The sequence below is a fragment of the Micromonospora thermarum genome (genome assembly GCF_012034245.1).
GTDB classification, from domain to species: Bacteria; Actinomycetota; Actinomycetes; order Mycobacteriales; family Micromonosporaceae; genus Micromonospora; species Micromonospora thermarum.
This window is the reverse complement of record NZ_JAATEO010000017.1, coordinates 1-21,480: the sequence shown is the minus strand read 5'-3', so window position 1 is coordinate 21,480 and position 21,480 is coordinate 1. Positions and strand designations below refer to the sequence as shown.

Annotated in this window: 21 protein-coding genes and 2 pseudogenes; 14 read left to right on the top strand and 9 right to left on the bottom strand. The window is 74.3% G+C overall.

Features of this window, described 5'->3' with window-relative positions; translation table 11 throughout:
- The first annotated feature begins 22 nt into the window (after positions 1-22).
- Positions 23-1,507: a S1 family peptidase gene (locus HCJ94_RS16605; RefSeq protein WP_168001931.1), complete on the top strand. Its 1,485-nt coding sequence runs from the start codon at positions 23-25 to the stop codon at positions 1,505-1,507.
- A gap of 166 nt (positions 1,508-1,673) precedes the next feature.
- Positions 1,674-2,072, top strand: coding sequence for a DUF2267 domain-containing protein (locus HCJ94_RS16600; RefSeq protein ID WP_168001930.1), 399 nt, complete (start codon positions 1,674-1,676; stop codon positions 2,070-2,072).
- A 209-nt stretch (positions 2,073-2,281) separates the two neighbouring features.
- Here the strand turns inward: HCJ94_RS16600 and HCJ94_RS16595 are convergent, their stop codons facing one another.
- Positions 2,282-3,355: an SRPBCC domain-containing protein gene (locus HCJ94_RS16595; protein WP_168001929.1), complete on the bottom strand. Its 1,074-nt coding sequence runs from the start codon at positions 3,353-3,355 to the stop codon at positions 2,282-2,284.
- 170 nt (positions 3,356-3,525) lie between these two features.
- Here HCJ94_RS16595 and HCJ94_RS16590 point away from each other — a divergent pair, with 170 nt between their 5' ends.
- The 5 genes and pseudogenes from HCJ94_RS16590 to HCJ94_RS16575 all read left to right on the top strand — a co-directional run bounded on the left by HCJ94_RS16590 (position 3,526) and on the right by HCJ94_RS16575 (position 8,122).
- Positions 3,526-4,740 carry a hypothetical protein gene (locus HCJ94_RS16590; protein WP_168001928.1) on the top strand — a complete coding sequence of 405 codons (1,215 nt, stop codon included), beginning with the start codon at positions 3,526-3,528 and terminating at the stop codon, positions 4,738-4,740.
- Between the two features lie 216 nt (positions 4,741-4,956).
- A complete protein-coding gene (locus tag HCJ94_RS16585) occupies positions 4,957-5,355 on the top strand; it encodes a hypothetical protein (RefSeq protein WP_168001914.1) in 399 nt (132 codons plus the stop codon).
- A 94-nt stretch (positions 5,356-5,449) separates the two neighbouring features.
- The gene (locus HCJ94_RS31200; protein WP_309227316.1) at positions 5,450-5,761 is read left to right on the top strand and encodes a DUF3626 domain-containing protein; all 312 of its coding nucleotides are present in this window, start codon (positions 5,450-5,452) and stop codon (positions 5,759-5,761) included.
- Between the two features lie 22 nt (positions 5,762-5,783).
- Positions 5,784-6,406 (top strand): annotated as a pseudogene (locus HCJ94_RS30255) (DUF3626 domain-containing protein).
- 120 nt (positions 6,407-6,526) lie between these two features.
- Entirely contained in the window at positions 6,527-8,122 is a 1,596-nt protein-coding gene (locus HCJ94_RS16575) for a beta-1,3-glucanase family protein (protein WP_168001927.1), read from the top strand.
- An 81-nt stretch (positions 8,123-8,203) separates the two neighbouring features.
- On the opposite strand, the gene HCJ94_RS16570 is transcribed toward HCJ94_RS16575, so the two are convergent.
- A complete protein-coding gene (locus HCJ94_RS16570; RefSeq protein ID WP_168001926.1) occupies positions 8,204-8,659 on the bottom strand; it encodes a MarR family winged helix-turn-helix transcriptional regulator in 456 nt (151 codons plus the stop codon).
- Positions 8,660-8,802: 143 nt separating this feature from the next.
- Here HCJ94_RS16570 and HCJ94_RS16565 point away from each other — a divergent pair, with 143 nt between their 5' ends.
- A complete protein-coding gene (locus HCJ94_RS16565) occupies positions 8,803-9,441 on the top strand; it encodes a TetR family transcriptional regulator (RefSeq protein WP_168001925.1) in 639 nt (212 codons plus the stop codon).
- A gap of 19 nt (positions 9,442-9,460) precedes the next feature.
- Here the strand turns inward: HCJ94_RS16565 and HCJ94_RS16560 are convergent.
- Positions 9,461-9,655: pseudogene (locus HCJ94_RS16560) on the bottom strand (NAD-dependent deacylase); the annotation flags it as partial.
- A 17-nt stretch (positions 9,656-9,672) separates the two neighbouring features.
- Between HCJ94_RS16560 and HCJ94_RS16555 the strand changes: the two are divergent.
- The 3 genes from HCJ94_RS16555 to HCJ94_RS16545 all read left to right on the top strand — a co-directional run bounded on the left by HCJ94_RS16555 (position 9,673) and on the right by HCJ94_RS16545 (position 11,894).
- Positions 9,673-10,335: a ricin-type beta-trefoil lectin domain protein gene (locus HCJ94_RS16555; RefSeq protein WP_309227314.1), complete on the top strand. Its 663-nt coding sequence runs from the start codon at positions 9,673-9,675 to the stop codon at positions 10,333-10,335.
- Between the two features lie 185 nt (positions 10,336-10,520).
- Positions 10,521-10,907 carry a DUF2267 domain-containing protein gene (locus HCJ94_RS16550; protein WP_168001924.1) on the top strand — a complete coding sequence of 129 codons (387 nt, stop codon included), beginning with the start codon at positions 10,521-10,523 and terminating at the stop codon, positions 10,905-10,907.
- Between the two features lie 174 nt (positions 10,908-11,081).
- Positions 11,082-11,894 carry an endonuclease/exonuclease/phosphatase family protein gene (locus HCJ94_RS16545; protein WP_240944276.1) on the top strand — a complete coding sequence of 271 codons (813 nt, stop codon included), beginning with the start codon at positions 11,082-11,084 and terminating at the stop codon, positions 11,892-11,894.
- A gap of 3 nt (positions 11,895-11,897) precedes the next feature.
- Here the strand turns inward: HCJ94_RS16545 and HCJ94_RS16540 are convergent, their stop codons facing one another.
- Together HCJ94_RS16540 and HCJ94_RS16535 are read right to left on the bottom strand one after the other, a co-directional pair.
- On the bottom strand, positions 11,898-12,422 hold the full coding sequence (locus HCJ94_RS16540) for a peptidoglycan DD-metalloendopeptidase family protein (RefSeq protein WP_444939641.1): 525 nt from the start codon (positions 12,420-12,422) through the stop codon (positions 11,898-11,900).
- A 28-nt stretch (positions 12,423-12,450) separates the two neighbouring features.
- A complete protein-coding gene (locus HCJ94_RS16535) occupies positions 12,451-13,977 on the bottom strand; it encodes a glycerol-3-phosphate dehydrogenase/oxidase (RefSeq protein ID WP_168001921.1) in 1,527 nt (508 codons plus the stop codon).
- Between the two features lie 46 nt (positions 13,978-14,023).
- On the opposite strand from HCJ94_RS16535, the gene HCJ94_RS16530 reads away from it, so the two are divergent.
- Both HCJ94_RS16530 and HCJ94_RS16525 read left to right on the top strand, forming a co-directional pair.
- Positions 14,024-15,589 (top strand): FAD-binding oxidoreductase, encoded by a 1,566-nt coding sequence (locus tag HCJ94_RS16530; RefSeq protein ID WP_168001920.1) that lies wholly within the window; start codon positions 14,024-14,026, stop codon positions 15,587-15,589.
- 1 nt (position 15,590) lies between these two features.
- Entirely contained in the window at positions 15,591-16,451 is an 861-nt protein-coding gene (locus HCJ94_RS16525) for a diacylglycerol/lipid kinase family protein (RefSeq protein WP_168001919.1), read from the top strand.
- Here HCJ94_RS16525 and HCJ94_RS16520 read toward each other — a convergent pair.
- Entirely contained in the window at positions 16,448-17,041 is a 594-nt protein-coding gene (locus HCJ94_RS16520; RefSeq protein WP_168001918.1) for a TetR/AcrR family transcriptional regulator, read from the bottom strand. The two genes, HCJ94_RS16525 and HCJ94_RS16520, sit on opposite strands and share 4 nt — an antisense overlap.
- A 181-nt stretch (positions 17,042-17,222) precedes the next feature.
- Here HCJ94_RS16520 and HCJ94_RS16515 point away from each other — a divergent pair, with 181 nt between their 5' ends.
- Positions 17,223-18,533 (top strand): aminotransferase class V-fold PLP-dependent enzyme, encoded by a 1,311-nt coding sequence (locus HCJ94_RS16515; RefSeq protein ID WP_168001917.1) that lies wholly within the window; start codon positions 17,223-17,225, stop codon positions 18,531-18,533.
- A 52-nt stretch (positions 18,534-18,585) separates the two neighbouring features.
- Here the strand turns inward: HCJ94_RS16515 and HCJ94_RS16510 are convergent, their stop codons facing one another.
- From HCJ94_RS16510 to HCJ94_RS16500, 3 genes are all read right to left on the bottom strand, one after another.
- Positions 18,586-18,798: a hypothetical protein gene (locus tag HCJ94_RS16510; RefSeq protein WP_373684321.1), complete on the bottom strand. Its 213-nt coding sequence runs from the start codon at positions 18,796-18,798 to the stop codon at positions 18,586-18,588.
- A gap of 131 nt (positions 18,799-18,929) precedes the next feature.
- Positions 18,930-20,912 (bottom strand): M48 family metalloprotease, encoded by a 1,983-nt coding sequence (locus HCJ94_RS16505; RefSeq protein ID WP_168001916.1) that lies wholly within the window; start codon positions 20,910-20,912, stop codon positions 18,930-18,932.
- Positions 20,909-21,364 (bottom strand): hypothetical protein, encoded by a 456-nt coding sequence (locus HCJ94_RS16500; RefSeq protein ID WP_168001915.1) that lies wholly within the window; start codon positions 21,362-21,364, stop codon positions 20,909-20,911. The genes HCJ94_RS16505 and HCJ94_RS16500 overlap by 4 nt, the downstream gene beginning before the upstream one ends.
- Between the last annotated feature and the right edge of the window lie 116 nt (positions 21,365-21,480).

Genomic DNA, 21,480 nt, shown 5'->3' with positions numbered 1-21,480 from the left:
GCCGCACCCGAGGAGGCCACACATGAGACGAAGCCTCGCCGCCGTGGCAGCAGCCCTGCTGCTGCCCGTCGGCGCCCTCACCGTCGCGGTGCCACCCGCCGCCGCGGCGTCACCCACCACTCCGGCCGCCACCGCCCGGGCCGAGGCGGCGTCGCCGGAGATGCTCGCCGCGATGCAGCGCGACCTCGGCCTGACCGCCGACGCGGCCCGCACCCGCATCGCCCGCGACGAGAAGGGCAGCCGTACGGACGCCAGCCTGCGCCGGTCGCTCGGCGCCGCGTACGCCGGTGGCTGGCTGACCGCCGACGGCCTCGTCGTCGCCGTCACCGGCACGGCGGCGGCCGAGCGGGTCCGGGCCGCCGGGGCGCGGGCGACGATCGTCGGCCGCAGCGGCGCCCAACTCGACCACATCAAGTCGACGCTGGACCGCCACGCGGCGAAGGCGCCCGCCGAGTCGGTCCCCGGCTGGTACGTCGACGTCACCACCAACACCGTCGTGGTGCTCGCCCACGGCGACACCCGGGCCGCCACGGCGTTCGTGCGGGCGAGCCGCGTCGACGCCGCCGCGATCCGGGTCGTCAGCACCACCGAGGCCCCCCGGACGCTCTACGACGTCCGCGGCGGCGACGCGTACTACATGGGCGGCGGACGCTGCTCGGTCGGCTTCTCGGTGACCGGCGGGTTCGTCACCGCCGGCCACTGCGGCACCACCGGCACCGCCACCCAGGGCTACAACCAGGTGTCCCAGGGCACCTTCCGCGGGTCGTCGTTCCCCGGCAACGACTACGCGTGGGTGCAGACCAACTCGAACTGGACCCCGCAGCCCTGGGTGAACAACTACTCCGGCGGCAACGTCACGGTGGCCGGCTCCACGGAGGCCGCCGTCGGCGCGGCGATCTGCCGCTCCGGTTCGACCACCGGCTGGCGCTGCGGCTCGGTCCAGGCCAAGAACCAGACCGTCAACTACCCGCAGGGTACGGTCACCGGCCTGACCCGTACCAACGCCTGCGCCGAGCCGGGCGACTCCGGCGGGTCGTGGCTGTCCGGCCAGCAGGCGCAGGGCGTCACCTCCGGCGGATCCGGCAACTGCACCTCCGGCGGGACCACCTACTTCCAGCCGGTCAACGAGATCCTCTCGGTGTACGGCCTGACGCTGCGCACCAGCGGTGGCGGCGGTGAGCCGCCGCCACCGACCGGCTGCTCCGGCTACGAGGCCACCTACACCGGCAGCATCTCCGCCGGGCAGAGCCTCTACCAGCCGAACGGCAGCTACTACTACTCGTCCGTCTCCGGCACCCACCGCGGCTGCCTCGACGGGCCGACCGGGGTCGACTTCGACCTCTACCTGCAGAAGTGGAACGGGTCCACGTGGGTCGACGTGGCCGGGTCGTACAGCCCCGGACCGGACGAGACGATCAGCTACAACGGCACCGCGGGCTACTACCGCTTCGAGGTGCACGCGTACAGCGGCTCCGGCAGCTACACGCTGGGCATCACCAACCCCTGACCGGCGCTCCGCCTCCGGATCCGTCCGGAGGCGGAGGCGATGACGGCGGGGCGTGGACCGTCCGGTCCACGCCCCGCCGGCGCGCGTCGCCGTGTCCCGGACGCCGTCTGTTTGCGGACCCGCACCCCGGGAACTCACCGGGCCCGTCCGAGAGGAAGGCCGCACGGTGAACGACAACGAGTTCCTCGCCCTGGTGGCGACCCGGTCCGGAATGTCGTCGGAGCAGGCCACCGCCGTCACACAGGCCACGCTGACCACGCTGGCCGAACGCATCGACGGCGGCGAGGCACGCGACCTGGCCAGCCAACTCCCCGCCGGGCTGCGGCCGTACGCCTTCGGGGGCAGTGAGACCGGCGAGCGGTTCGGGCTCGACGTGTTCGTCGAACGGGTCAGTGGCCGCGCGGACGTCGATGTCGACCGCGCCCGGGACGGCGTGACGGCCGTCTTCGACGTCCTCCGCGACGCCCTCGGCCCGAGCGGGTACGAGCAGGTGGTCACCCAGTTGCCCACGGAGTACGGCGACGTCGCCGACCAGACCGCGCCGTACGTCCGGCGGCAGGCCTGACCGGGCGAGGGGGGTCGGGATGACGACGGATCGTGGGGGCGTCGACCCGGTGCCCGGGGCGTCGGAGGCGGACGCGCAGGAGCAGAACCTGGAGATCCCGACGCCCGACGAGGACCGCCGGGACTGACCGTCGAGGTGCGCCGTCCCCGCCCCCGCCGGTCGCCGTCCCGCTCGCGCCGGGTCGCCGTCCTCGGGGGCGGCCCGGACGCTCAGAGTCCGGTGCAGGCGGCCTCGCCCACCCGGCACGCTTCCGGGCCGTCCGTCCGGGTGCTGCGGACGTCGAAGCTGAAGGTCACCGACCCTCCCGCCGGTACCGGGGCACCCGTGAAGGTGACCTCTTCGCCCTCCTGTCGCCAGGTGGCGCCACTGGCATCGACGACGGCGCCGTCACCGGCCAGCGTCACCACCACGGTCCAGGCGGCGGGAGCGGCCCCGTGGTTGCTGACCTCCACCTCGCCCGTCCACCCCAGGATCCGCTTGGCGGAGGTCTCGTAGCGGGCGGTCAGCCGGACGGTCGGGGACGTGCTGACCGACGGGCTGGGTGTGGATATCTTCGTGGGCGTGGCGCGGGGCCGGGCGGCGCGACTGGTCGCGCCGGTGGTGGGGCGCGACGGCGCGGACACCGCCGACGGACTCCCGTCCGACGGACCGGCGGTCAGCGCGGGTGCGGGATCAGCCAGGGCGCCCGCCGGTCGCGGGTCGGCCGGTGCGAGCACCCACAGCGCCACCCCGACGGTGAGCGTGCCGGCCGCCGCGACCGCGACCGTCGCCCATCGGCGGCGTGACCGCGCCGGCACCGCCGGGTCGGCGGGATCGGCCCCCGACACCTCCGGGCCACCGGCCGCGTCGCCGGCCCGCAGGTCCACCTGCCGGAAGGCCAGCCAGTCCAGGATGGCGGGCAGGCGGACGCCGACGGCCTGCTGGTAGCAGCGCTCGCGCTCGGTGCGCAGGTCGGCCGGCCAGGAGCCGTACTCGAGGACCTCGCGCACGGTCAGCCGGCAGCCGGCGCTGGTCGGGGTGACGGTGCAGGTGACCTCGCTCCGCCGGCCGGCCTCGTGCCACCGCATCGCCAGGCGCCGCGGCGGCTGGCGGTCCAGCACGGTCACGTCGACGGCGGCCTCGAAGCCCGGCAGGTCGCCGGTGCCGAGCCGGGGGTCCTCCAGCGCTCGGGACGGGACGTGGAGGTCGGCGAACCAACGGCCCACCACCTCCGGGTTCGTCAGTGCCCGCCAGACCCGCGTGGGCGGGTGAAACAGCTCGCCGTCGACCTCGATCTCGATCACCGTCGGAATGTACGCCCCGGCCTCGACCGGCGGTGCCGAGGGCGCACCGCGGGCAGCGCCGGTCCGCCCGTCCACACCGGACGTGGGCATCCGGACCAATCGGAATTTACGTCGCGTGACGTGTCCTACCTGCTGCGTGACGGGTTGTACCACGTGTGACGGCGACATCAATGGTCATCGACGACCGGCCCCCGGTGGAAGCCGCCCGATGGCGGACCGCCTGGGCACGTCTCGAGGACGACCGGCGGCGGCAGGCGTACGGCGAGGCGACCGCGGCCTGGCAACGACATCATGATCACCTGGTGCGACTGCGGGTCGAGGCGGCCGGCTTCCGCGGATGCCGGCCCCCGGCCGCCGGCCTTCCGGTGGAGTTCGAGGACGACGAGGTCATCTACCGGATCGTGCCCGCGGCACAGTTGGTCGAGGTCTCGGCACGGCACTCCCCCGGCCTCCCGGTGCCCGGCGTGACGACCGGTGTGCGCCCCGGCCCGTTCAGGCGGAGGACTCCCCGGGGCCTGCGGGCTCTCGACGCGGGCACGGTCGTGGTGACGGATCGGCGGGTGACGTTCTCGGGACGGCACGCCGACCGCGAGTGGCGGTACGCGGACGTCTCGGGGCTCGCGCACCATCCCGACGCCCCGCTGTCACTGCTGCACACCGTCGACGGTCGTCGTCTCGCCGGGCTGCTGACCCCGCCCGCGTCCGTGCTGAACGCCCGCTTCTATCTCACCCTGGCGTTCGCCGACGCCACCGGGGAGCGTGCCGCGGTCGCCGCCGAGATCGACGACCTCCTCGCCGCCCACGAGGCGGCCCCGCCGACGCCACCACCGCCCGCGCGACCGGCGGACGCACCACTGACCGCCCTGCGGCCGGACCGCCGCGCGGGCACCGCGCTCGCCCTGGCGGCGACCGTCGTCGCGTTGGGCACCGGCGTCTTCGGCTCCGCCCCGACCGACGAGCCGTACCGGGCGGAGGCCGGCGCGTCGGGCCCCGGCGCCGCCGACCCGCCACCCGCCGCCGACCCGTCCCGCGCCGCCGACCCGCCGACGACCGGCCCGTCGCCGAGCACCGCTCCCGACACGACGCCGCTCGGCACGACGGGACGGGCGCCCGCACCGGCCGGGCCGGCGGTCGCGCCGAGGGCTCCGGGCACCGCCGCGCACGCGGCGACGAGGGACCACGGGCCCGGGCCGGCTCCCACCGCCCGCCCGACCACCGGCCCGGCCCCCACCACGGCCGCACCGAGCACGGCCCCGCCGCCGAGCGCAGCGCCGTCGCCGTCGCCGTCCACCGCACCCGGCGCACCCCAGCTGGTCACCGTGTGCCTGGACCCGATCTCGCTACCGCTGGTGGACCCGCTCCGCTGCCCGAAGGCGCCGTCCTGACCAGGGCCGTCGCTCCTTCCCTCGTGCGGCGAGGCGGGCACCGGAGGCGGTTCCGCCGGCCGGCCGGTCGGATCACCGACACTTCACCGTCCACAGCGGCCAGAGCACCGTCGGATAGCCGCTGAGCTGGCCTTTCGCCCTGCCCACGTGCCTATAGTCGAGGTGTCGCCCAGCGTCGGTCGGCGGGACAGGTTCGACGCCCAGTGGAGGTGCGGCGTGGAAACGTTCTTCGGCAGATACGGCAAGGCCCTCGCCGCGACGACGTTCGCGGCGCTCACCGCCCTGTACGCGACATCCTCCGGCGACGGCGTCGTCGACCCGGACGAGTGGGTCGCGATCGCGATAGCCGCCGTGAGCGCGGTCGGCGTCTACGTCGTACCGCTGGCTCCGCGGTACCGGTGGACGAAGACGGCCGTCGCCGCGCTGCTGGCTGGCCTCCAGGTCCTGGCCACGGTGATCCTGGGCGGTGTGGACGCCAACGAGTGGCTGCTGATCGCCATCGCGATCGGGCAGGCGCTGGGCGTGGCCGCCGCCCCGGCGACGTCGGACAACGGCGTCACGAACCGCGCCCGGCCGGCCCCACCGGCGGCGCCCGGCCCGGTGACGGGCACCTGATCATCAGCCGCACCCCGTCGGCCGGCCCAGCTCGGGCGGCCGACGGGACGGGCGGGGTTGCGCGGCCGGCGACCGGCTTGCCGTGGTCAGCGCCGTGCACACCATCGACCTGGGACCGGTCCACCGCGCCGCGCTCGACCACGTGCGCGCCGGAGCCCTGCGGGACCGTCCCGCGGCCCGCGCCATCATCGCCCGCGTCCTGACCGGGTGCGGTGTGGACCACGAGCCGGAACGCCTCGTCGCCGCGATCGGTCAGCAGGGCCGGCTCACGCTGAACTTCCACCCCGACCGGCTCCTCGCCGACGGACGGGCGGTCGCGACCGCCCTCCTCGACGAGGGCGTCTACCGCAGCCAGTTCGAGACGGGCATCTCCAACGGCGGGCTGACCGCGTACCCCCGGAGGTGACCGGGACCGGTGGGAGGAGCGGCTGTTCGGCGGCGCCTACCAGGCGGCCGGCGTCCGCCCGGCCGACCGACCGAAGTACGGCGGCCTCAACCTGCTCGACCACCCCGACGGCGCGTGCCCCCGGTTCGGCTCGTGCCACCTGCGGCTGCGCCCGGAGGCGCTGGCCCGGTCGACGTTCACCTTCGGCGACAGCCACCTCGACCCCGCTATCTCGGCACCGTCGACGTGTTCGAGCCGGTGCTGGCGGCGCTGCTGACCGCGACCACCGCCACCGGGATCTGCCTGGGTGTACCCGCCGACGTGCCCACCCTGGCCCGGACACTGCTGGGCCGCGCCGAGGCGGGCGCCGACCCGGCCGCGGCCGGACGGGCGCTGGACGACTACGTGGAAGCCCAGGTCCACGGGGAGTTGAGCCTCGCCCGCGACGTCGAGGCCGTCGTGGTCGACCCGTCCTTCCGGGGTACGGAGACCGGCGCGACGTTCGCCGCCGCCGCCGGGCGGTACGGATTCGACCTGCGGTGGCACGCCGGGTTCGAACTCCCCGTGGAGCGGATCGACCGCGGTCCGAGCGCCGTCACGCTCCAGCACCTCAAGCAGCTCTGGCACGTCCTCGTGCGCTTCGGAGAGCCGTCCCGGGGCGCCTGAGCCCAGCGGGGACGACCACGCCCCGATACACCGCTGTCTATCTATTGACACAAGTTGTTAACGGTTGGGACGCTGAGAGAGCGCTCTCTCAGCCCGTCCCGCCATCCCCGAGGAGTTGCCGTGGGCATCCGAAGAAGACTCCTGGCCGCACTCTCCGCTCTGGTCGCCGCCGCCCCGGTGACCGTCGCCGCGTCCCCCGCCCAGGCGGTCGGCCCCGCGCTGCTGCCGGTCACCGTCACCAACAGCACCGGCCGCGGGGAGGCCGTCCACCTCTACGTGATCGGCACCCAGCTCGCCACCGGCCGCCTCGGCTACGTCAACCAGGCCGGCTCCTTCATCCCCTGGTCCGGCGGGCAGGTGCCCCCGGTGCCCGCGCCGGACGCGTCGATCCCCGGACCCGGCACCGGCGGCACCACCACCATCCGCTTCCCGCGCGGCTTCTCCGGCCGCGTCTACTTCTCCTTCGGCGAGAAGCTCCGGTTCTTCCTGACCCCCGACGGTCTCGTGCAGCCCGCGCCGTGGGCGGCCGGCGACGCCAACCGTGACATCCTCTTCGACTGGAGCGAGTTCACCTACAACGACGCCGGGCTGTGGCTCAACAGCTCGCAGGTGGACATGTTCGCGGTGCCCCACGCGGTCACCGTCACCGGCGCCAACGGCGTCACGAAGCGCACCGGCGACGTGGTCACCAACGGCCGCAACGCCATCATCGACGGCATCCGGTCACAGCCGGGCTGGGCGAACACCGTCCACACCCGCTCCGACGGAACGGTGCTGCGCGTACTGGCTCCCGGCAAGGCGGCCGGCGCGGGCCTGCTCAGCGCCACCTACCTGGACTCGTACATCGCGTCGGCGTGGAACGCGTACACCACCAGGACGTTGACCGTCGTGCCGTTCGCGGACCAGCCGCACATCCGCTACTTCGGTCGGACCTCCGGCTCCGTCATGACCTTCACCAACGGCGCCGGCCAGGTCGTCGCCTCCTTCAACCGGCCCTCGTCGGCCAGCGTGTGGGGCTGCGACGGGGACCTGCCGGCGCCGAACGACCAGGTGGTCGGCCCGATCTCCCGTACGCTGTGCGCCGCGCTGAACCGGGGCGCCCTCGGCACCATCGACACCCAGCCGAGCACCAACCCGGCCGAGTTCTACCGCAGCAACCCGACCAACCACTACGCCCGCGTCATCCACGCCAACATGGTCGACGGCAAGGCGTACGCCTTCGCCTTCGACGACGTCGGCGCCTTCGAGTCGCTGGTCCACAACGGCGACCCCCGCGCCGCCGGCCTGATCCTCAGCCCGTTCGGCGCCGGCGGCGGACCGGGTGTCCCGGGCAGCGGGGTCCCGCTGGTGAGCAACTGGAACAACAAGTGCATCGACGTGCCCAACTCCAACTTCAGCGACCGGGTGCCGCTGCAGATGTGGGGCTGCAACGGCACCGACGCGCAGAAGTGGACGTTCACCGGCAGCGCGGTGCAGAGCCGGAACAACAAGTGCATGGACGTCGACGGCGGCGCGACCGGCAACGGCGCGGTCGTCCAGCTCTACACCTGCAACGGCACGGGCGCGCAGCAGTTCACGCTCACCGCTGGCGGCGACCTGGTCAACCTGCGGGCCAACCGGTGCGTCGACATCAAGGACTGGAACGGCGCCGACGGCGCCCGGCTCCAACTCTGGGACTGCGCCGGCACCGCCAACCAGAGGTGGCGGAAGGGCTGAGCATCGACCAGCACGGCGGGCCGGCGCGACAGGCCGGCCCGCCGTGGGCCCGCCCGAGCGGACGATCGCCGCTGACCGGGATCAACCCGCGGCGAGCAGGGCGTTGGCGCGGGTGAGGACGGTGGTCAGCACCCGGCCGGCGGTGGTCAGGTCCGCGTCGGGCAGGTCACCCCAGAGCCGCTGGGTGATCCGGTCGATGCCGGAACGGACCCGGCCCCAGAGGGCCCGCCCGTCCTCGGTGGGTTCGACGACACCGTCCGGCGTGGTGCGCACCAGATCGGCGGCGGCCAGCTCGGCGACGCGCTGGCGCGCCACCGCCGGGTCGACCTTCAGCACATCGGAGATCCGCTGCACGAGCAGGTCGCCGGTCAGGGTGCCGCCGCTCACGACGGTCAGGGTCAGCGCGACCCACTGGGGTTCGGTGATCGCCGTACCGGCCAACTGCCGCTCCAGGATGGCGTTGAGTGCCTTCTCGGTCTGGCCGATGACCGCCGTGCCGAAGGGAGGACGGGAGGTGGTGCTGCTGGTCGAGGACATGGGGAACTCCTTCACTGTCGGCACCGGCCCGGCTCCCGCCGGACGACGCCTCCAATCTGACACTCAGTCCCACATAACCGCAAGTCCCTTTGGCGACTCGGTTCTTTGTGTGCGTGGATCTCGGCAGCCGGTAGGGTGGCCGTATGACCGCTCCCACCGCCGACGACCGGTCGCTCCCGCTGCGGGAGCGCAAGCGTCTGCGTACGCGACGCGCCCTCACCGAGACCGCGCTGCGCCTGTTCACCGAGCGCGGGTTCGACGCGACGACCCTGGACGACCTCGTGGACGAGGCCGAGGTCTCGCGCAGCACCTTCTTCCGGAACTTCCCGGCGAAGGAGGCGGTGGCGATCGAGGCGGAGGTCGAGCTGTGGACGGCCTACCTGCACCGTCTGCGCGACCGGAAGCTCTCCGGACCCGTGCTGGCCGAGCTGCACCGGTGCCTCGCCGACGCGGTCACCGCGTTGGACCCGGGGTGGGACGGTCGCTACCTCGCCACCCGCCGGCTCATCCTGACCGCGCCGGCCCTGCTGGCCTACGTCGACCACTACCGCACCGGCGTGGAGGACGAGGCGATCTCGTGCCTCGCCACCGCGCTCCGCGTGGATCCGGACGACCTGCGCCTCCACGTCCTGGCCCGGTTGACCACCACGTGCTGGAGCGTGTCCGGTCGCGACTGGGTCCGTCGGGACGGCCGCGGAGGTCGCCAGGCCCTGGTGACGGGTCTGGCCCGCGCGTACCGGTCGGTCCCCGAGAGCCTCGCGCTCAGCGCCACCCCTCGCTGACGGCCGTCCCGGCCAACTGTCACATCTGGCCGGCACCGTCCCAGGTGGCCGCCACGAAGGCGGGGAGCACCACCGCCGCCGGCCCGCGCAGGTTCACGCCGGCCACCGCGTCCAGCGGCGTCTCGTCGGGGTTGACCTGGATGACCGTGGCGCCGCAGCGGGCGGCGACGTGGGGTATCTCGGCGGCCGGGTACACCAGGCCGGAGGTACCGACCGCCCGCCGCCAAGGCCGTGCTCGGCGTCCCCTTCTACAGCCGGCCCGGCTACTACACGTACTCGGCCCTGGTCGGCATGGACCCGGCCAACGCCAACCGGGACTGCACCACGGTCGGCGGAGTCCAGCAGTGCTACAACGGCATCCCGACGGTCAAGCGCAAGACGCAGTGGGCGATGGCCAACGCCGGTGGGATGATGAACTGGGAACTCTCCCAGGACACCACCGGCTCGACCTCGCTGGTCAGCGCGATCTACGACACCGCGACAGGCGGCACCACGCCGCCGCCGAGCGGTCGGACCGGCCCGATCACCGGCATCGGCGGCAAGCGCGTCGACGTCGCCGCGGCCGGCACCGCCAACGGCACGGCGATCCAGCTCTACACCTGCAACGGCACCGCCGCGCAGAACTGGACCGTGGCCACCGACGGCACCCTCCGCGCGCTGGGCAAGTGTGCCGACGTGACCAGCGGCTCCACCGCCAACGGGGCGAAGGTCCAGCTCTGGGACTGCAACGGCACGGGTGCCCAGGTCTGGCAGGCCCAGTCCAACGGCACGCTGCGCAACCCCCAGTCGAACAAGTGCCTGGACGCCACCGACAACAGTTCCGCCAACGGCACCCGACTCCAGATCTGGGACTGCTTCGGCGGCGCCAACCAGGTGTGGCGCCTGCCAGCCTGACGCCCACGGCGGCCCCCGTCCGCGTCGCGGACGGGGGCCGGCGACGGACGTCGGCAACTATCCGGCCCGCCCGGGCTTTCCCGCTCCAGGACCGGGTAATCGGTGCCACCCCGCCGCTGCGGTCAGGGCGCTGACGTCGGCGCGGGCGCAGGGGTCCCACCCGGGACCGCGGGAAGGAGCGGGTCATGGAGTACGAGCAGTTGATCGCCACCGTACGACGTCGCGCCGGTCTCAACGACGAGGAGGCCGAGCGGTCCGTGCGGGCCGTCCTGTCGACGCTCGGCGAGCGGCTCGCCGGACGGGAGGCCGACCACCTCGCGGCCCAGCTACCCGACCGGCTGGACCAGTTCGTCACCCGCAATCCGCAGGGACGGCGGTGGGACGTGGGCGACTTCCTGCGGATTGTCGGCCAACGGGAGCAGTGCGCGGACGCCGACCTGGTGCGCCAGCACGCCCAGGCGGTACTGGCCACCATCGCCGAGGCGCTCGACGACGACGAACGCGCCGACCTGCTCGCCCAGCTTCCCGGGGGCATCATCGACCTCTTCGGTGTCCCCGCCCCACGCGGCTGACCACGGCCCACGGTCGCCGCCGGCGCGGTCCGGCCGCCCGTAGCACCGATCACCGCGCCCGCCGCCGGTGCCGGGTGACCGGGCCGGCGCGGCGGCACCGGCCGATACACTTGCGCCAGCCGGATTCGGGGCGGGTGCATGGCTGGTCGTTCGTACCGTTTTCTCCGGCGCCTCATGGCCGTCGTGTGCCTGCTGTCCGTGGCGGCGCTGCCCGCCGGATCGTCCGGGGCCGGTCCGGCCGGCTCCACCCGGATCCGGGTGCTCCAGATGAACCTGTGCAACAGCGGCATGGCGGGCTGCTACACGGGCCGGTCGGTGACCGAGGCCAGCACCGTGATCCGCACCGAGAAGCCCGGACTGGTCGCCCTCAACGAGGTCTGTGAGGGCGACGTGGACGCGCTGGAGCGGACGATGGCGGACGTCCACACCGGCGGCACCGTCGTCGCGGCCTTCAAGGCCGCCCGCAACCGCCGGACCGGCGGCCCCTACCGGTGTCTCAACGGCCAGGCGTACGGCGTGGGGCTGCTGGCGCACATCCCGGCGCCGTACGGTGGGCACACGGTGCACAGCGGGATCTACCCGATGCAGGACGCGACGGATCCCGAGGAACGGGCGTGGCTCTGCGTCGACGCCACCGGCGCGCTCTACGCCTGCACCACCCACCTGGCGTACACCAGCCCGGTCCTGGCGCTCGCCCAGTGCGCCTATCTGCTCGGCACGGCCATCCCGCTCGTGCGCCTCCGCGACCCGCACCAGCCCGCGGTCCTGTCCGGCGACCTCAACCTCCGGCACGGCGGCTCACCCGACGTGCGGTCCTGCGTCCCGTCGGACTACCTGCACATCCACGACGGCGCCGTGCAGCAGCTCATGGCGACGGGCGGCTTCACCGTCCACTCCAGTCGGTCGGTCGGCATGGGCGGGACGACCGACCATGCGAGCTTCCTGGTCACCCTCACGGCCGACCGCCGGCGGAGCCGGTCCCACTGAACCTCAGCCGAGCGGCGGCTCCGGTGCGGCGCTGCGCGTCGCGTAGTAGCACCCGGTCGTGGGCAGGCTGGTCGCGGCCGGCGGGGTGAGGCCGTCGTAGATCGCGAGAAGGAAGGCCTGCGGGCACCGCCGGGTGCCGCCGGTGCGGATGCCGAAGTGCAGGTGCGGTCCGGTGGAGTTGCCCGTGTTGCCGGTCAGGCCGATCTGTCCGGGTGCGACGGGCGCGCCGTTGCCGACCGACCACGACGAGAAGTGGCAGTAGGTGTAGATCGCGCCGTCGGCGCCGGTGAGGTTGACGCCCCGGCCGCAGGAGCTGTCGTCGATGATGTCACGGTTCCGGCGCGTACGGCGTAGGCCGCTGCTCGTCGCCACGACGAACGGGGTGGCGTTGTTGTATCCGGGGTCCGCCGGGTACCACACCTCGACCAGGTGCGGGCCGATCGCGGCGATGGCCGCCCGGAACCAGGCGACATCGCTGCCTCCGGTGTACGGGGTGGCGAACCGGTAGTCCGCGCCGTACTTCTGGATCGACCAGTTTTCGCCGCGCGGGTGCCGCTCAGCCCTCGGCGGCGAGGGCGAGGACGTCCCGCGCCACCGGCAGGGCGGCCTCCCGGTGCGCCGGGACGAGGCCGATGCGGGTACGCCGGTCGAGCAGGTCGTCGACGGTGAGGGCGAGCTCGTGCCGGGCCGCCCAGAGCAGCTCGGCGCCGGTGACCGGGATGTCGGGGCCGATCGGCCGGCGGAGGTGGGCCGGCGCCTCGGCCAGCACGGCGACCGCTTCGGTGCCGTACCGCTGGACGAGGCGGCGCGGCGCGGGGACCCGCGCCAGCTGCGCTCGGCTCGCGGCGCCGGGCAGCGGGAGGCGGCGGGTACGGCACGGGCCGGCGGTGAGGCCCCGGCGCCGGACGGCGGTGTCGACCGCGTCCTGCGCCATCCGGCGGTAGGTGGTGAGCTTCCCGCCGACGACGCTGATGATCCCGTCCGGGTCGTCGATGACGGCGTGCCGCCGGGACAGGTCGGCGGTCCGGGCGTCGGCGTCGGCGAGCAGCGGCCGGAGCCCGGCGTACGCGCCGAGGACGTCGTCGGGTCGCAGGGGCTGGTCGAGGACGCTGTTGAGCACGTCGAGCAGGAAGGCGATGTCGGCGTCGGTGGGTTGCGGCACGTCGGGGACGGGACCGTCCACCGGTTCGTCCGTCAGCCCGGCGTAGACCAGACCGTCGGTCTGGGGCAGGACGAGGACGTAGCGGCTGAACTCGCCGGGCACCGGGATGGTCAGCCCGGCCCAGAGCCCGCCCAGGCGGGCGGCGGACAGGACGATGTGGGTGCCCCGGGACGGGCGTAGGCGGACGTGCGGGGTCAGGTCGCTCGCCCACACACCGGTCGCGTTGATCACGGCGCGCGCGGCCACGTGCAGGCGGGTCCCGGTGCGGGTGTCCTCGATCGTGGCGCCGTCGCGGTGCAGTTCGACGGCCCGGCAGCGGGGCAGGACGCGGGCGGATCGCGCGGCGGCCGCGCGGGCCAGGCCGACCACGAGCCGGGCGTCGTCGCAGAGCTGACCGTCCCAGGACAGGTGCGCCCCGCGGAGGCCGGCCGGGCGCAGCGCGGGCGCCATCGCGGTCGCCTCGGCCGGACCGAGCCGGCGGGTCCCGGGCAGGGTCCGGCGGGAGGTGCCGGCACAGGCGCGCAGCAGGTCGCCGGCGCGGAGGCCGGCCGCCGCCGCGCGATCCTGCCACCCGGTGGTGTACCTGGTCGCCGGCAGCAGCATCGGCAGGGGACGCGTCAGGTGCGGGGCGGTACGGGTCAGCAGGACGTGCCGTTCGGTGGCGCTCTCGTACGCGATGCCGACCTGTCCGTGGGCGAGGTAGCGCAGGCCACCGTGGACGAGCTTGGAGCTCCAGCGGGAGGTGCCGTGGGCGAGGTCGTGGGCGTCGACGGCCACCACGGACAGGCCGCGGCTGGCCGCGTCGAGCGCCACCCCGGCGCCGGTCACGCCCAGCCCGACGACGAGGACGTCCACGGGGGCGGCGTCGGCCAGCTCGGCCAGGTCCCGCTCACGGCGTACGCCGGTCAGCGATGCCTCCACGAACCCTCCTTGCGATGGAGTGACGTTTGATGTCACTCTGTCACACATGGATGTGCGAGGGGAAGCGTCGCCCGCCGGCTGGGCCCGGTGGGGCACGGCGACGAACGCGAAGGTGCTGCCGGACTCCGCCGCGAAGCTGCTGGCGCAGGTGCTCGACCTGACGCCCCCACCACCGGTGGTCCCGCTGGCGGAGGTGGCGGTGCCGGAGTGCGAGCTGGACGGCGCGGTCCTCGCCGCACTGCGGCAGGTGGTCGGCGACGGGCACGTGGTCACCGCCGCCGAGGCGCGGGCACGCCACGCGTCCGGCATGTCGACGCCGGACCTGCTGCGGGACCGGCGCGGCCACGTGCGCCCCGCCCCGCAGGCCGTGGTCCGCCCGGCCGACCACACCGAGGTGGTGTCCGTCCTCGACGTCTGCTCCCGGCACGGGGTGGCGGTGGTCCCCTTCGGCGGCGGCACCTCGGTCGTGGGCGGGCTGACGCCCACCGCGACCCGGCACGTGACCGTCGACCTGAGCCGGCTGGACACGCTGGTCGCCGTCGACCCGGTGTCGCGGACCGCGGTCCTGCAGGCGGGACTGCGCGCCCCGCGCGCCGCGGAACTGCTCGCCGAGCACGGGTTCACCCTCGGCCACGTCCCCCAGTCCTACGAGTACGCCACCATCGGCGGCTTCGCCGCCACGCGGTCGTCCGGGCAGGCGTCCGCCGGGTACGGCCGCTTCGACGACATGGTGACGGCGCTGACGGTCGCCACTCCCCGCGGCACCGTCCGGGTGGGCCGCGCGCCCGCCTCGGCCGCCGGTCCCGACCTGCGGCAACTGTTCCTGGGCAGCGAGGGGACGCTCGGCGTCATCACCGACGTGACGCTGCGGGTGCGCCCCCTGCCGGCGCGGTCGCACTACGAGGGCTGGCGGTTCGAATCGTTCGCCGCCGGCCTGCACGCCGTACGACGGCTGGCGCAGGACGGGCCACGACCCACGGTGCTGCGGCTGTCCGACGAGGTCGAGACCATGATCGGGGCCGCCGGGTCCGGCCGCTCCGACGGGGGCTGCCTGCTGGTCGCCGGGTACGAGGGCGCGGACGTCCAGCCCACCGTCGAGGCGGCCGCGGGCGTGCTGGCCGCACACGGCGGCACGCCGGTGGGTGCGGAGGCCGGACGGCACTGGGAACGGCACCGCTTCGACGCCCCGTACCTGCGGGACGCGCTGCTGGACGCGGGAGCGTTCGCGGAGACCCTGGAGACGGCGGCGTACTGGTCGGCCCTGCCGGAGGTGCACGCCCGGGTCCGGCAGGCCATCCTCGACGCGCTGCCGGACGGGGCCCTGGTCCTGGCCCACGTCTCCCACGTCTACGAGACCGGCGCCTCGCTGTACTTCACCGTCATCTGCTCCCCCGGCCCGGATCCGATCGGCCGCTGGCACACCGCGAAGGCGGCGGCGAGCGACGCGATCGCCGCCGCCGGCGCCACGATCACCCACCACCACGGCGTCGGCGCGGACCACCGGGCCTGGTACGCCGCCGAGATCGGCGACGTCGCGGTGGACCTGCTCCGGGCGGTCAAGCGGCACCTGGACCCGGCCGGCATCCTCAACCCCGGCATCCTGGTGCCGTGAGGTGCGTGCCTTCGCCGTGATCCTCGGGCCGGCCGCGCGCCGAGGACTGTCCCGCCTGATGCCGGTGGCCCACCGGCTCCGTGCCGCCGGCGCCCGGATCCGGGTGGAGTACACGCAGACCGCCGCAGAGGCCCGGCACCGTGCCGCCACGGCGGTGGACGGTGGTGAGGTCGTCGTCGCCGCCGGGGGTGACGGCACGATCCGGCTGCTCGCCGGGGCGGTCGCCGACGCCGGCGGCCTGCTCGGCGTCATCCCCGCCGGGCGCGGCAACGACCTCGCCCGCCAGTTGGCGTTGCCGCACTCCCCCGACGCGGTCGCCGAGCTGCTGCTGCACGGCCTGGCCCGGCACCTCGACGTGCTCCGCGTCGCCGGGCAGACGATCGTCGGCAGCGTCTACGCCGGCCTCGACGCGGCCGCCAACGAACTGGCCAACCGGTCCCGCCTGCCCGCGTCGCTGGTGTATCCCACCACCGGGCTGCGCGCGCTGCTGCGCTGGCCGCGCACCCGGTACACGATCACCGTCGACGGCCGCACCGAGCAGGTGTACGCGTACACGGTGGTCGCCGCCAACTGCGGCTACTACGGTGGCGGATTGCACGTGGCACCGGCCGCCCGGCCCGACGACGGAGCGCTGGACGTTGTCGTGATCGGACACGCCACCAAGCTGCTGTTCCCGGTGGCGATCCGGCAGATGCGCACCGGCCGGCACGTAGGGCTCCCGCAGGTGACGTCCTACCGCGGCAGCTCGGTCACCGTACGCGCCGACCGCCCGGTGGCCGTGTACGGCGACGGCGACCCAGTCGGCCGGGTGGACCAGGTGCACGTCGAGGTCCGCCCGCGGGCACTGCGGATCATCGCCTAGTCCGGGCGCAGGTAGCCGTCGACCAGCCGGGCCAGCTCCTGGTCGAGCGCGGTGGCCGGCACGCTGTCGGCGACCGTGCGGACGGAGAGCACGAAGGACTGGGTGGTCAGGTAGACCGCGCGGGCCATGACCTCGGCGTCGCCGGACCGGATCGAGCCGTCCTCGCCGCCGTCGGCCAGGGCCGCCGCCAGGAACCGCAGCATCTCGTCCTGGCCGTTGCCGCGCCGGTCGAGGAGGTACGGGAGCAGCACCTCGGGATCGACGTCCCGGATCTTGCACAGCAGCGGGTGCTCCCGCAGCAGCCGCACACCCGCCACCACCCGCGCCACCACCCGCGCCCGGGCCGGCCCCTCGCCCTCGTCGGCCGCGGTGGCCAGCAGCACCTGGTGCCACTCCCGGCTCATCAGGTCGCCGATGAGCGACTGCACGTCCGGCCAGCGCCGGTAGACGGTCATCCGCGAGACCCCGGCACGTCGCGCCACGTCCGTCAGCGTCGTGCGACGGACGCCGTAGGCGAGGACGCAGTCCCGGGCGGCGTCCAGGACCACGTCGTCGATTCCGCGCTCCCCGGACTGGCTCACCTCCACCACGCGGAATGTCTACCACGCTCCCCACCCGGCCCGGGCGCCGGCGGGCCGGCCCCGACGGACCGCGCCGGCGGGGGCGGGCACCGACGGCCGGCTCCCGGCCGCGCCGTGGCCGCCGGATCAGCGCTCCGCTCGCGACGCCTCGGTGATGTGTCCGTGACGTCGACAGCGGACGATAGATCGTATGCAGTTCACCCGACGGGGCCTGCTCGGCGTGACCGCGGCGGCCGGAGTGACCGGCCTGGCGACCGGCTGCGAGCCGGCCGGGCGGGAGCCCGCGGCCGCACCGGCCGCCACCCCACCGGCACTGCATCCGGCGAGCTGGGACAGCGTCCAGGCGCAGTTCGCGATCGACCGGGCCAGGGCACACCTGGCCACCTTCGTCTTCGCGCCCCATCCCGCGCCGGTCCGGGCCGCCGTCGCCGCGCACCGGGACGGGCTGGACCGGGACGCGGTGGGCTACCTGGCCGCCAACGAGGAACGACTCGACGCCGCCGCCCTCCGGGCGGCCGCCGGGCACCTCGGGACACGCCCCGACCAGATCGCCCTGACCGACTCCACCACCATGGGCCTCGGCCTGCTCTACACCGCCGTACGGCTGCGGCCCGGCGACGAGGTCCTGACCACCGAGCACGACTTCTACGCCACGCACGAGTCGCTGCGGCCGCGGGCCCAACGGGACGGGGTCACCGTCCGCCGGGTGCGCCTCTACCGGGATCCGGCGGTGGCCAGCGTGGACGAGGTGGTCGGCAACCTCGCGGCGGCGGTCACCCCGCGCACCCGGGTCGTCGCGCTGACCTGGGTGCATTCCAGCACCGGCGTGAAGCTGCCGATCCAGCAGCTCGCGGAGGCCGTACGGGCCCGCAGTCCGGAGGCGCTGGTCTGTGTCGACGGGGTACACGGCTTCGGCGCCGAGTCCGCCACCCCCGATCAGCTCGGCTGCGACGTGCTCGTCTCCGGCTGCCACAAGTGGCTGCTCGGGCCGCGTGGCACCGGCCTGGTCTGGGGCAGCGACCGGGCGTGGGCCCGGATGACAGCCGTGATCCCTCCCTTCGACGGGCGCAGCATCGGCCACTGGCTGTCCGGCGGCGCGGGTGCGCCGGTGATACCCGGCGGCCCGGCGCACACGCCCGGGGGCTACCACACCTTCGAGCACCGGTGGGCGCTGGCCGAGGCGTTCGACCTCCACCGCCGGATCGGTCGGGATCGGGTCGCCGCGCGGACCCGCGAACTGGCCGACCGGCTCAAGGGCGGCCTGGCCGGCGTCCGTGGCGTGCGGCTGGTCACGCCGCGCTCGGCCGAGCTGTCCGCCGGCATCGTCTGCTGCGCCGTTGCCGACCTGCCGGTGGGCGAGGCGGTCGGTCGGCTGTACGCGGCCGGCGTGATCGCGAGCAGCACGCCGTACAACCCCTCGTACCTGCGGTTCGGCGCGACGATCGCCAACAGCGAGGCGGACGTCGACGCGGCGCTGGCGGCGGTCCGCGGGCTGATGTGAGCGGCGCCGGAGCGCCCGGTGGGGCGGCGGGTGCGCCCCACCGGGCGGACCGTCAGCGGCCCCGCTTGGCGCGGCAGATCTCCACCGGCAGGGCGGGCGCGCCGTCGACCGGCGCCGGGTTCTCTGGGGTGGCGGCGATCCCGCCGGCCGCGATGCGGTCCAGGGTGGCCAGCCCGGCCTCGTCGGGTACGCGGTGAGCCGGTGACAGGTCGTGCGGTCGTAGAACTTGTGCCGCACCAGGTGCAGAAAGCTCTGCACGGTGCACGGCGCCTGCTCCCGGTGCCGTGCTGCGGCCACGACGGCATCAACCGGGCGCCGGCCCGGCTGGTCGACCCGCTCGCCGCCTTCCTGACCGCCCCGGCGTGACAGCCGGTCCCCCTCCCGGGCCGGCAGTTCTCACGCGTCGAACACCTGGCGCACGAAGCACGGGGGATCGATCACCACCTCGGTGACGCCGGGCAGTGCCGCTATCTCGGCACGAGCGCGTTCGGCATCGCGACGCGCTGCGACGACTTCGTACGACTCCGCCAGGTCCTCCGGCCGTACCGTGCCGGCCCAGACGCCCCAGTCCTGCACGTGCATCGCCCGGAACCGCTGGTAACCCCGGTCCGTGTCGATGAACTCGACGCGGCCGCCGGACAGGCGGGCCAGTGCCGCCCGGACCGACTCCTTCTGCTCGTCGGTGGGAGGCCCCGCGGCGCACTCGTCCGGCCCGGTACCGGTGCGCAGACAGAGGTACGCCGACACCGTCACCTTCGTAGCGGGCCGCAGGCAGTACGGCGACACGATCGTGAACCCGGGTGGATACGTCCAGAGCAGCGCGGCGACGGCCAGCAGGACCGGCACCCCGACGAGGGTGCCGGCGTCGGCGAGTGCCGAGGCGAGGGTGCGCCCGGCGGACGCCGCAGCGGTCGTGGCGGCCGCGGTCACCGCGGCGGCGGACAGGACGATCAACGCCGTGGTCGACCACGTGCCTCGGAAGATCACCGCGACGAAGCCGCCGACGGCCAGCACCGCGAACGGCAGCATCGTGACGGCCAGCCACCGCGGCAGACCGGCGTCCGGCCGGAACCGGCGCCAGGTGCGGGTGATCGCCGCCAACCAGTGGCAGACGAGAAGAAGGCCCGCCGCCAGGAACAGCGCCGACAGGGCGTCGAGCGGGTAGCGCCGGTCGACGACGCCGGGCAGATGGTACGGCGCCAGATAGGTCCCGGCGATCGTGCCGACGGTGAGCGCCGCCGCCTGCGTGACGAGCGTCGCGGGCCACCCCGCCCGCGACATGGCCCAGACGTGCCGCCACAGCGTGAAAGCGAGGAAGGGACCGAGCGGAAGGCCGACGACCAGGCCGACAACGGCCGCGCTCCGCAGGTCGGCCACGCCGACGGTGTGCCAGACCGTCGACATCAGCGTCTGTGCCGTGGTGAGGGAGACGCCGGCGAGGAGACCACCGGCCAGTGCGTACCCGATCGGAAACCGCAACAGTTCACCCGGCTCCGACAGCCGGTCGGCCCGGACGTCGGCGGCGGGATGGCGGCGGAACAGTCGCCGGAGCCAGCCGACCCGATCGGCCACCGCGCCGGTGCAGCGCAGGGCGTGGTGCAGTTCGCCGCTGTCGTGCTCCGCCGCACGCAGGTCGGCGTAGTGCTCCCGGGCACGGAGGAAGGCGCGGAGCGTGACCTCGATCAGCAGGCCGATGGCCGCGAGACGGACGACCACCCAGCCGTCCACCGCCGGCGACCGGTTGCCGCTCGAGGCCTCCAGCAGGAGCAGCAGCAGGAACCAGCACCCGCCGAGCACGTACGAGGTCCGCAGGATCCGGGCGAGTTGGTACTGCTTGATGTCGCGATTGCGCACGTGGCTCAACTCGTGCCGCAGCACCGCTGCCAGGATGCCCCTGGATCGCCCGTCCGCTCTGGTCGCCAGTGCGGACAGCTCCGGCCCCAGCGCCACATAGGGTCGTCCGCGCGGCAGCCCACGGTCACTCACGTAGGCACGACCGCCGAGGTGCTCGGCCTGGAGATACTCCACCCGACGGGTGATGCCCAGCTCGTCGCGGATCTCCTCGGCGAGCGCCAGGACCGCCTCGTCGTCCACCGGTCGCAGGCCCCTCGCCCGCAACCAGTTCCAGCCGTAGTAGCCGAAGAGGGCAAGACCCATCGGCAGGTACGCCCGGTACGACCCGACCACGACGATCTCCGTGGGAGGCGTCCACGGCGTGGCCGCGGAGAGCGTGAACGACAGGCCGAGGAACAGGTTGCCGAGCAGCACCGCGCCCGCGAGCAGGGACAGCAGGACCGTGGTGTCGGACGGAAATCGGAAGACGTCGACCGGCGCGGCCCGCTCCTGCGTGGTCCCGGCCACCACGTCCGTGGGAGTCACCGGTCACGCTCGCTGACCAGCACACCGACGACGGCGTCGGCGATCAGTTCCGCTTCCACCTGCTGGAGGCCGAACGCCCGCGCCTTCGCCAGCGCCACGGACCGGATCCGGGCGAGATCCTCGGTGGTCCAGTCGCGGTTGATCCGCACGGTCGGCTCGGCTCTCCGACGGCGAATGCGGGCCAGGAGCCGTTCGACGCCGCTGGTGACCCGTTCGCGTAGCGGGTCGGTGGCTCCCTGGACCAGGGTCGCCGCGACGCCGCTGCAGACGAACGTGACCGCCGGTACCAGGAGCTGGGCGGCGTTCACGTCGATTCCCGCGCCGAGCGCACCGTCGTCGGCCGGGCGGCGTCGATCAGCGACGTGCGCCTCGGACAATTCCGAAGGGGCCACCCGGGCGGCGACGCGCTCGACGAGCACGTCGACCGGTAGGACTCTGCCCTCGACACCCATGGCCACTCCGGATCCGAGCCGACGATTCCCTGCCGCTCAATCTTCGGGTGCGTGGCACGACGCCGGGTGGCTGTGTCGATCCCCCGACAGCGATCGGTGGGCGTGCACGCTCTCAG

Excerpts from the sequence above, each read along its gene's own strand:
- HCJ94_RS16605 (WP_168001931.1), top strand. The coding sequence starts at position 23 with ATGAGACGAAGCCTCGCCGCCGTGGCAGCAGCCCTGCTGCTGCCCGTC.
- HCJ94_RS16590 (WP_168001928.1), top strand. The coding sequence starts at position 3,526 with ATGGTCATCGACGACCGGCCCCCGGTGGAAGCCGCCCGATGGCGGACC.
- HCJ94_RS16570 (WP_168001926.1), bottom strand. The coding sequence starts at position 8,659 with ATGTCCTCGACCAGCAGCACCACCTCCCGTCCTCCCTTCGGCACGGCG.
- HCJ94_RS16565 (WP_168001925.1), top strand. The coding sequence starts at position 8,803 with ATGACCGCTCCCACCGCCGACGACCGGTCGCTCCCGCTGCGGGAGCGC.
- HCJ94_RS16550 (WP_168001924.1), top strand. The coding sequence starts at position 10,521 with ATGGAGTACGAGCAGTTGATCGCCACCGTACGACGTCGCGCCGGTCTC.
- HCJ94_RS16545 (WP_240944276.1), top strand. The coding sequence starts at position 11,082 with ATGGCCGTCGTGTGCCTGCTGTCCGTGGCGGCGCTGCCCGCCGGATCG.
- HCJ94_RS16530 (WP_168001920.1), top strand. The coding sequence starts at position 14,024 with ATGGATGTGCGAGGGGAAGCGTCGCCCGCCGGCTGGGCCCGGTGGGGC.
- HCJ94_RS16515 (WP_168001917.1), top strand. The coding sequence starts at position 17,223 with ATGCAGTTCACCCGACGGGGCCTGCTCGGCGTGACCGCGGCGGCCGGA.
- HCJ94_RS16500 (WP_168001915.1), bottom strand. The coding sequence starts at position 21,364 with ATGGGTGTCGAGGGCAGAGTCCTACCGGTCGACGTGCTCGTCGAGCGC.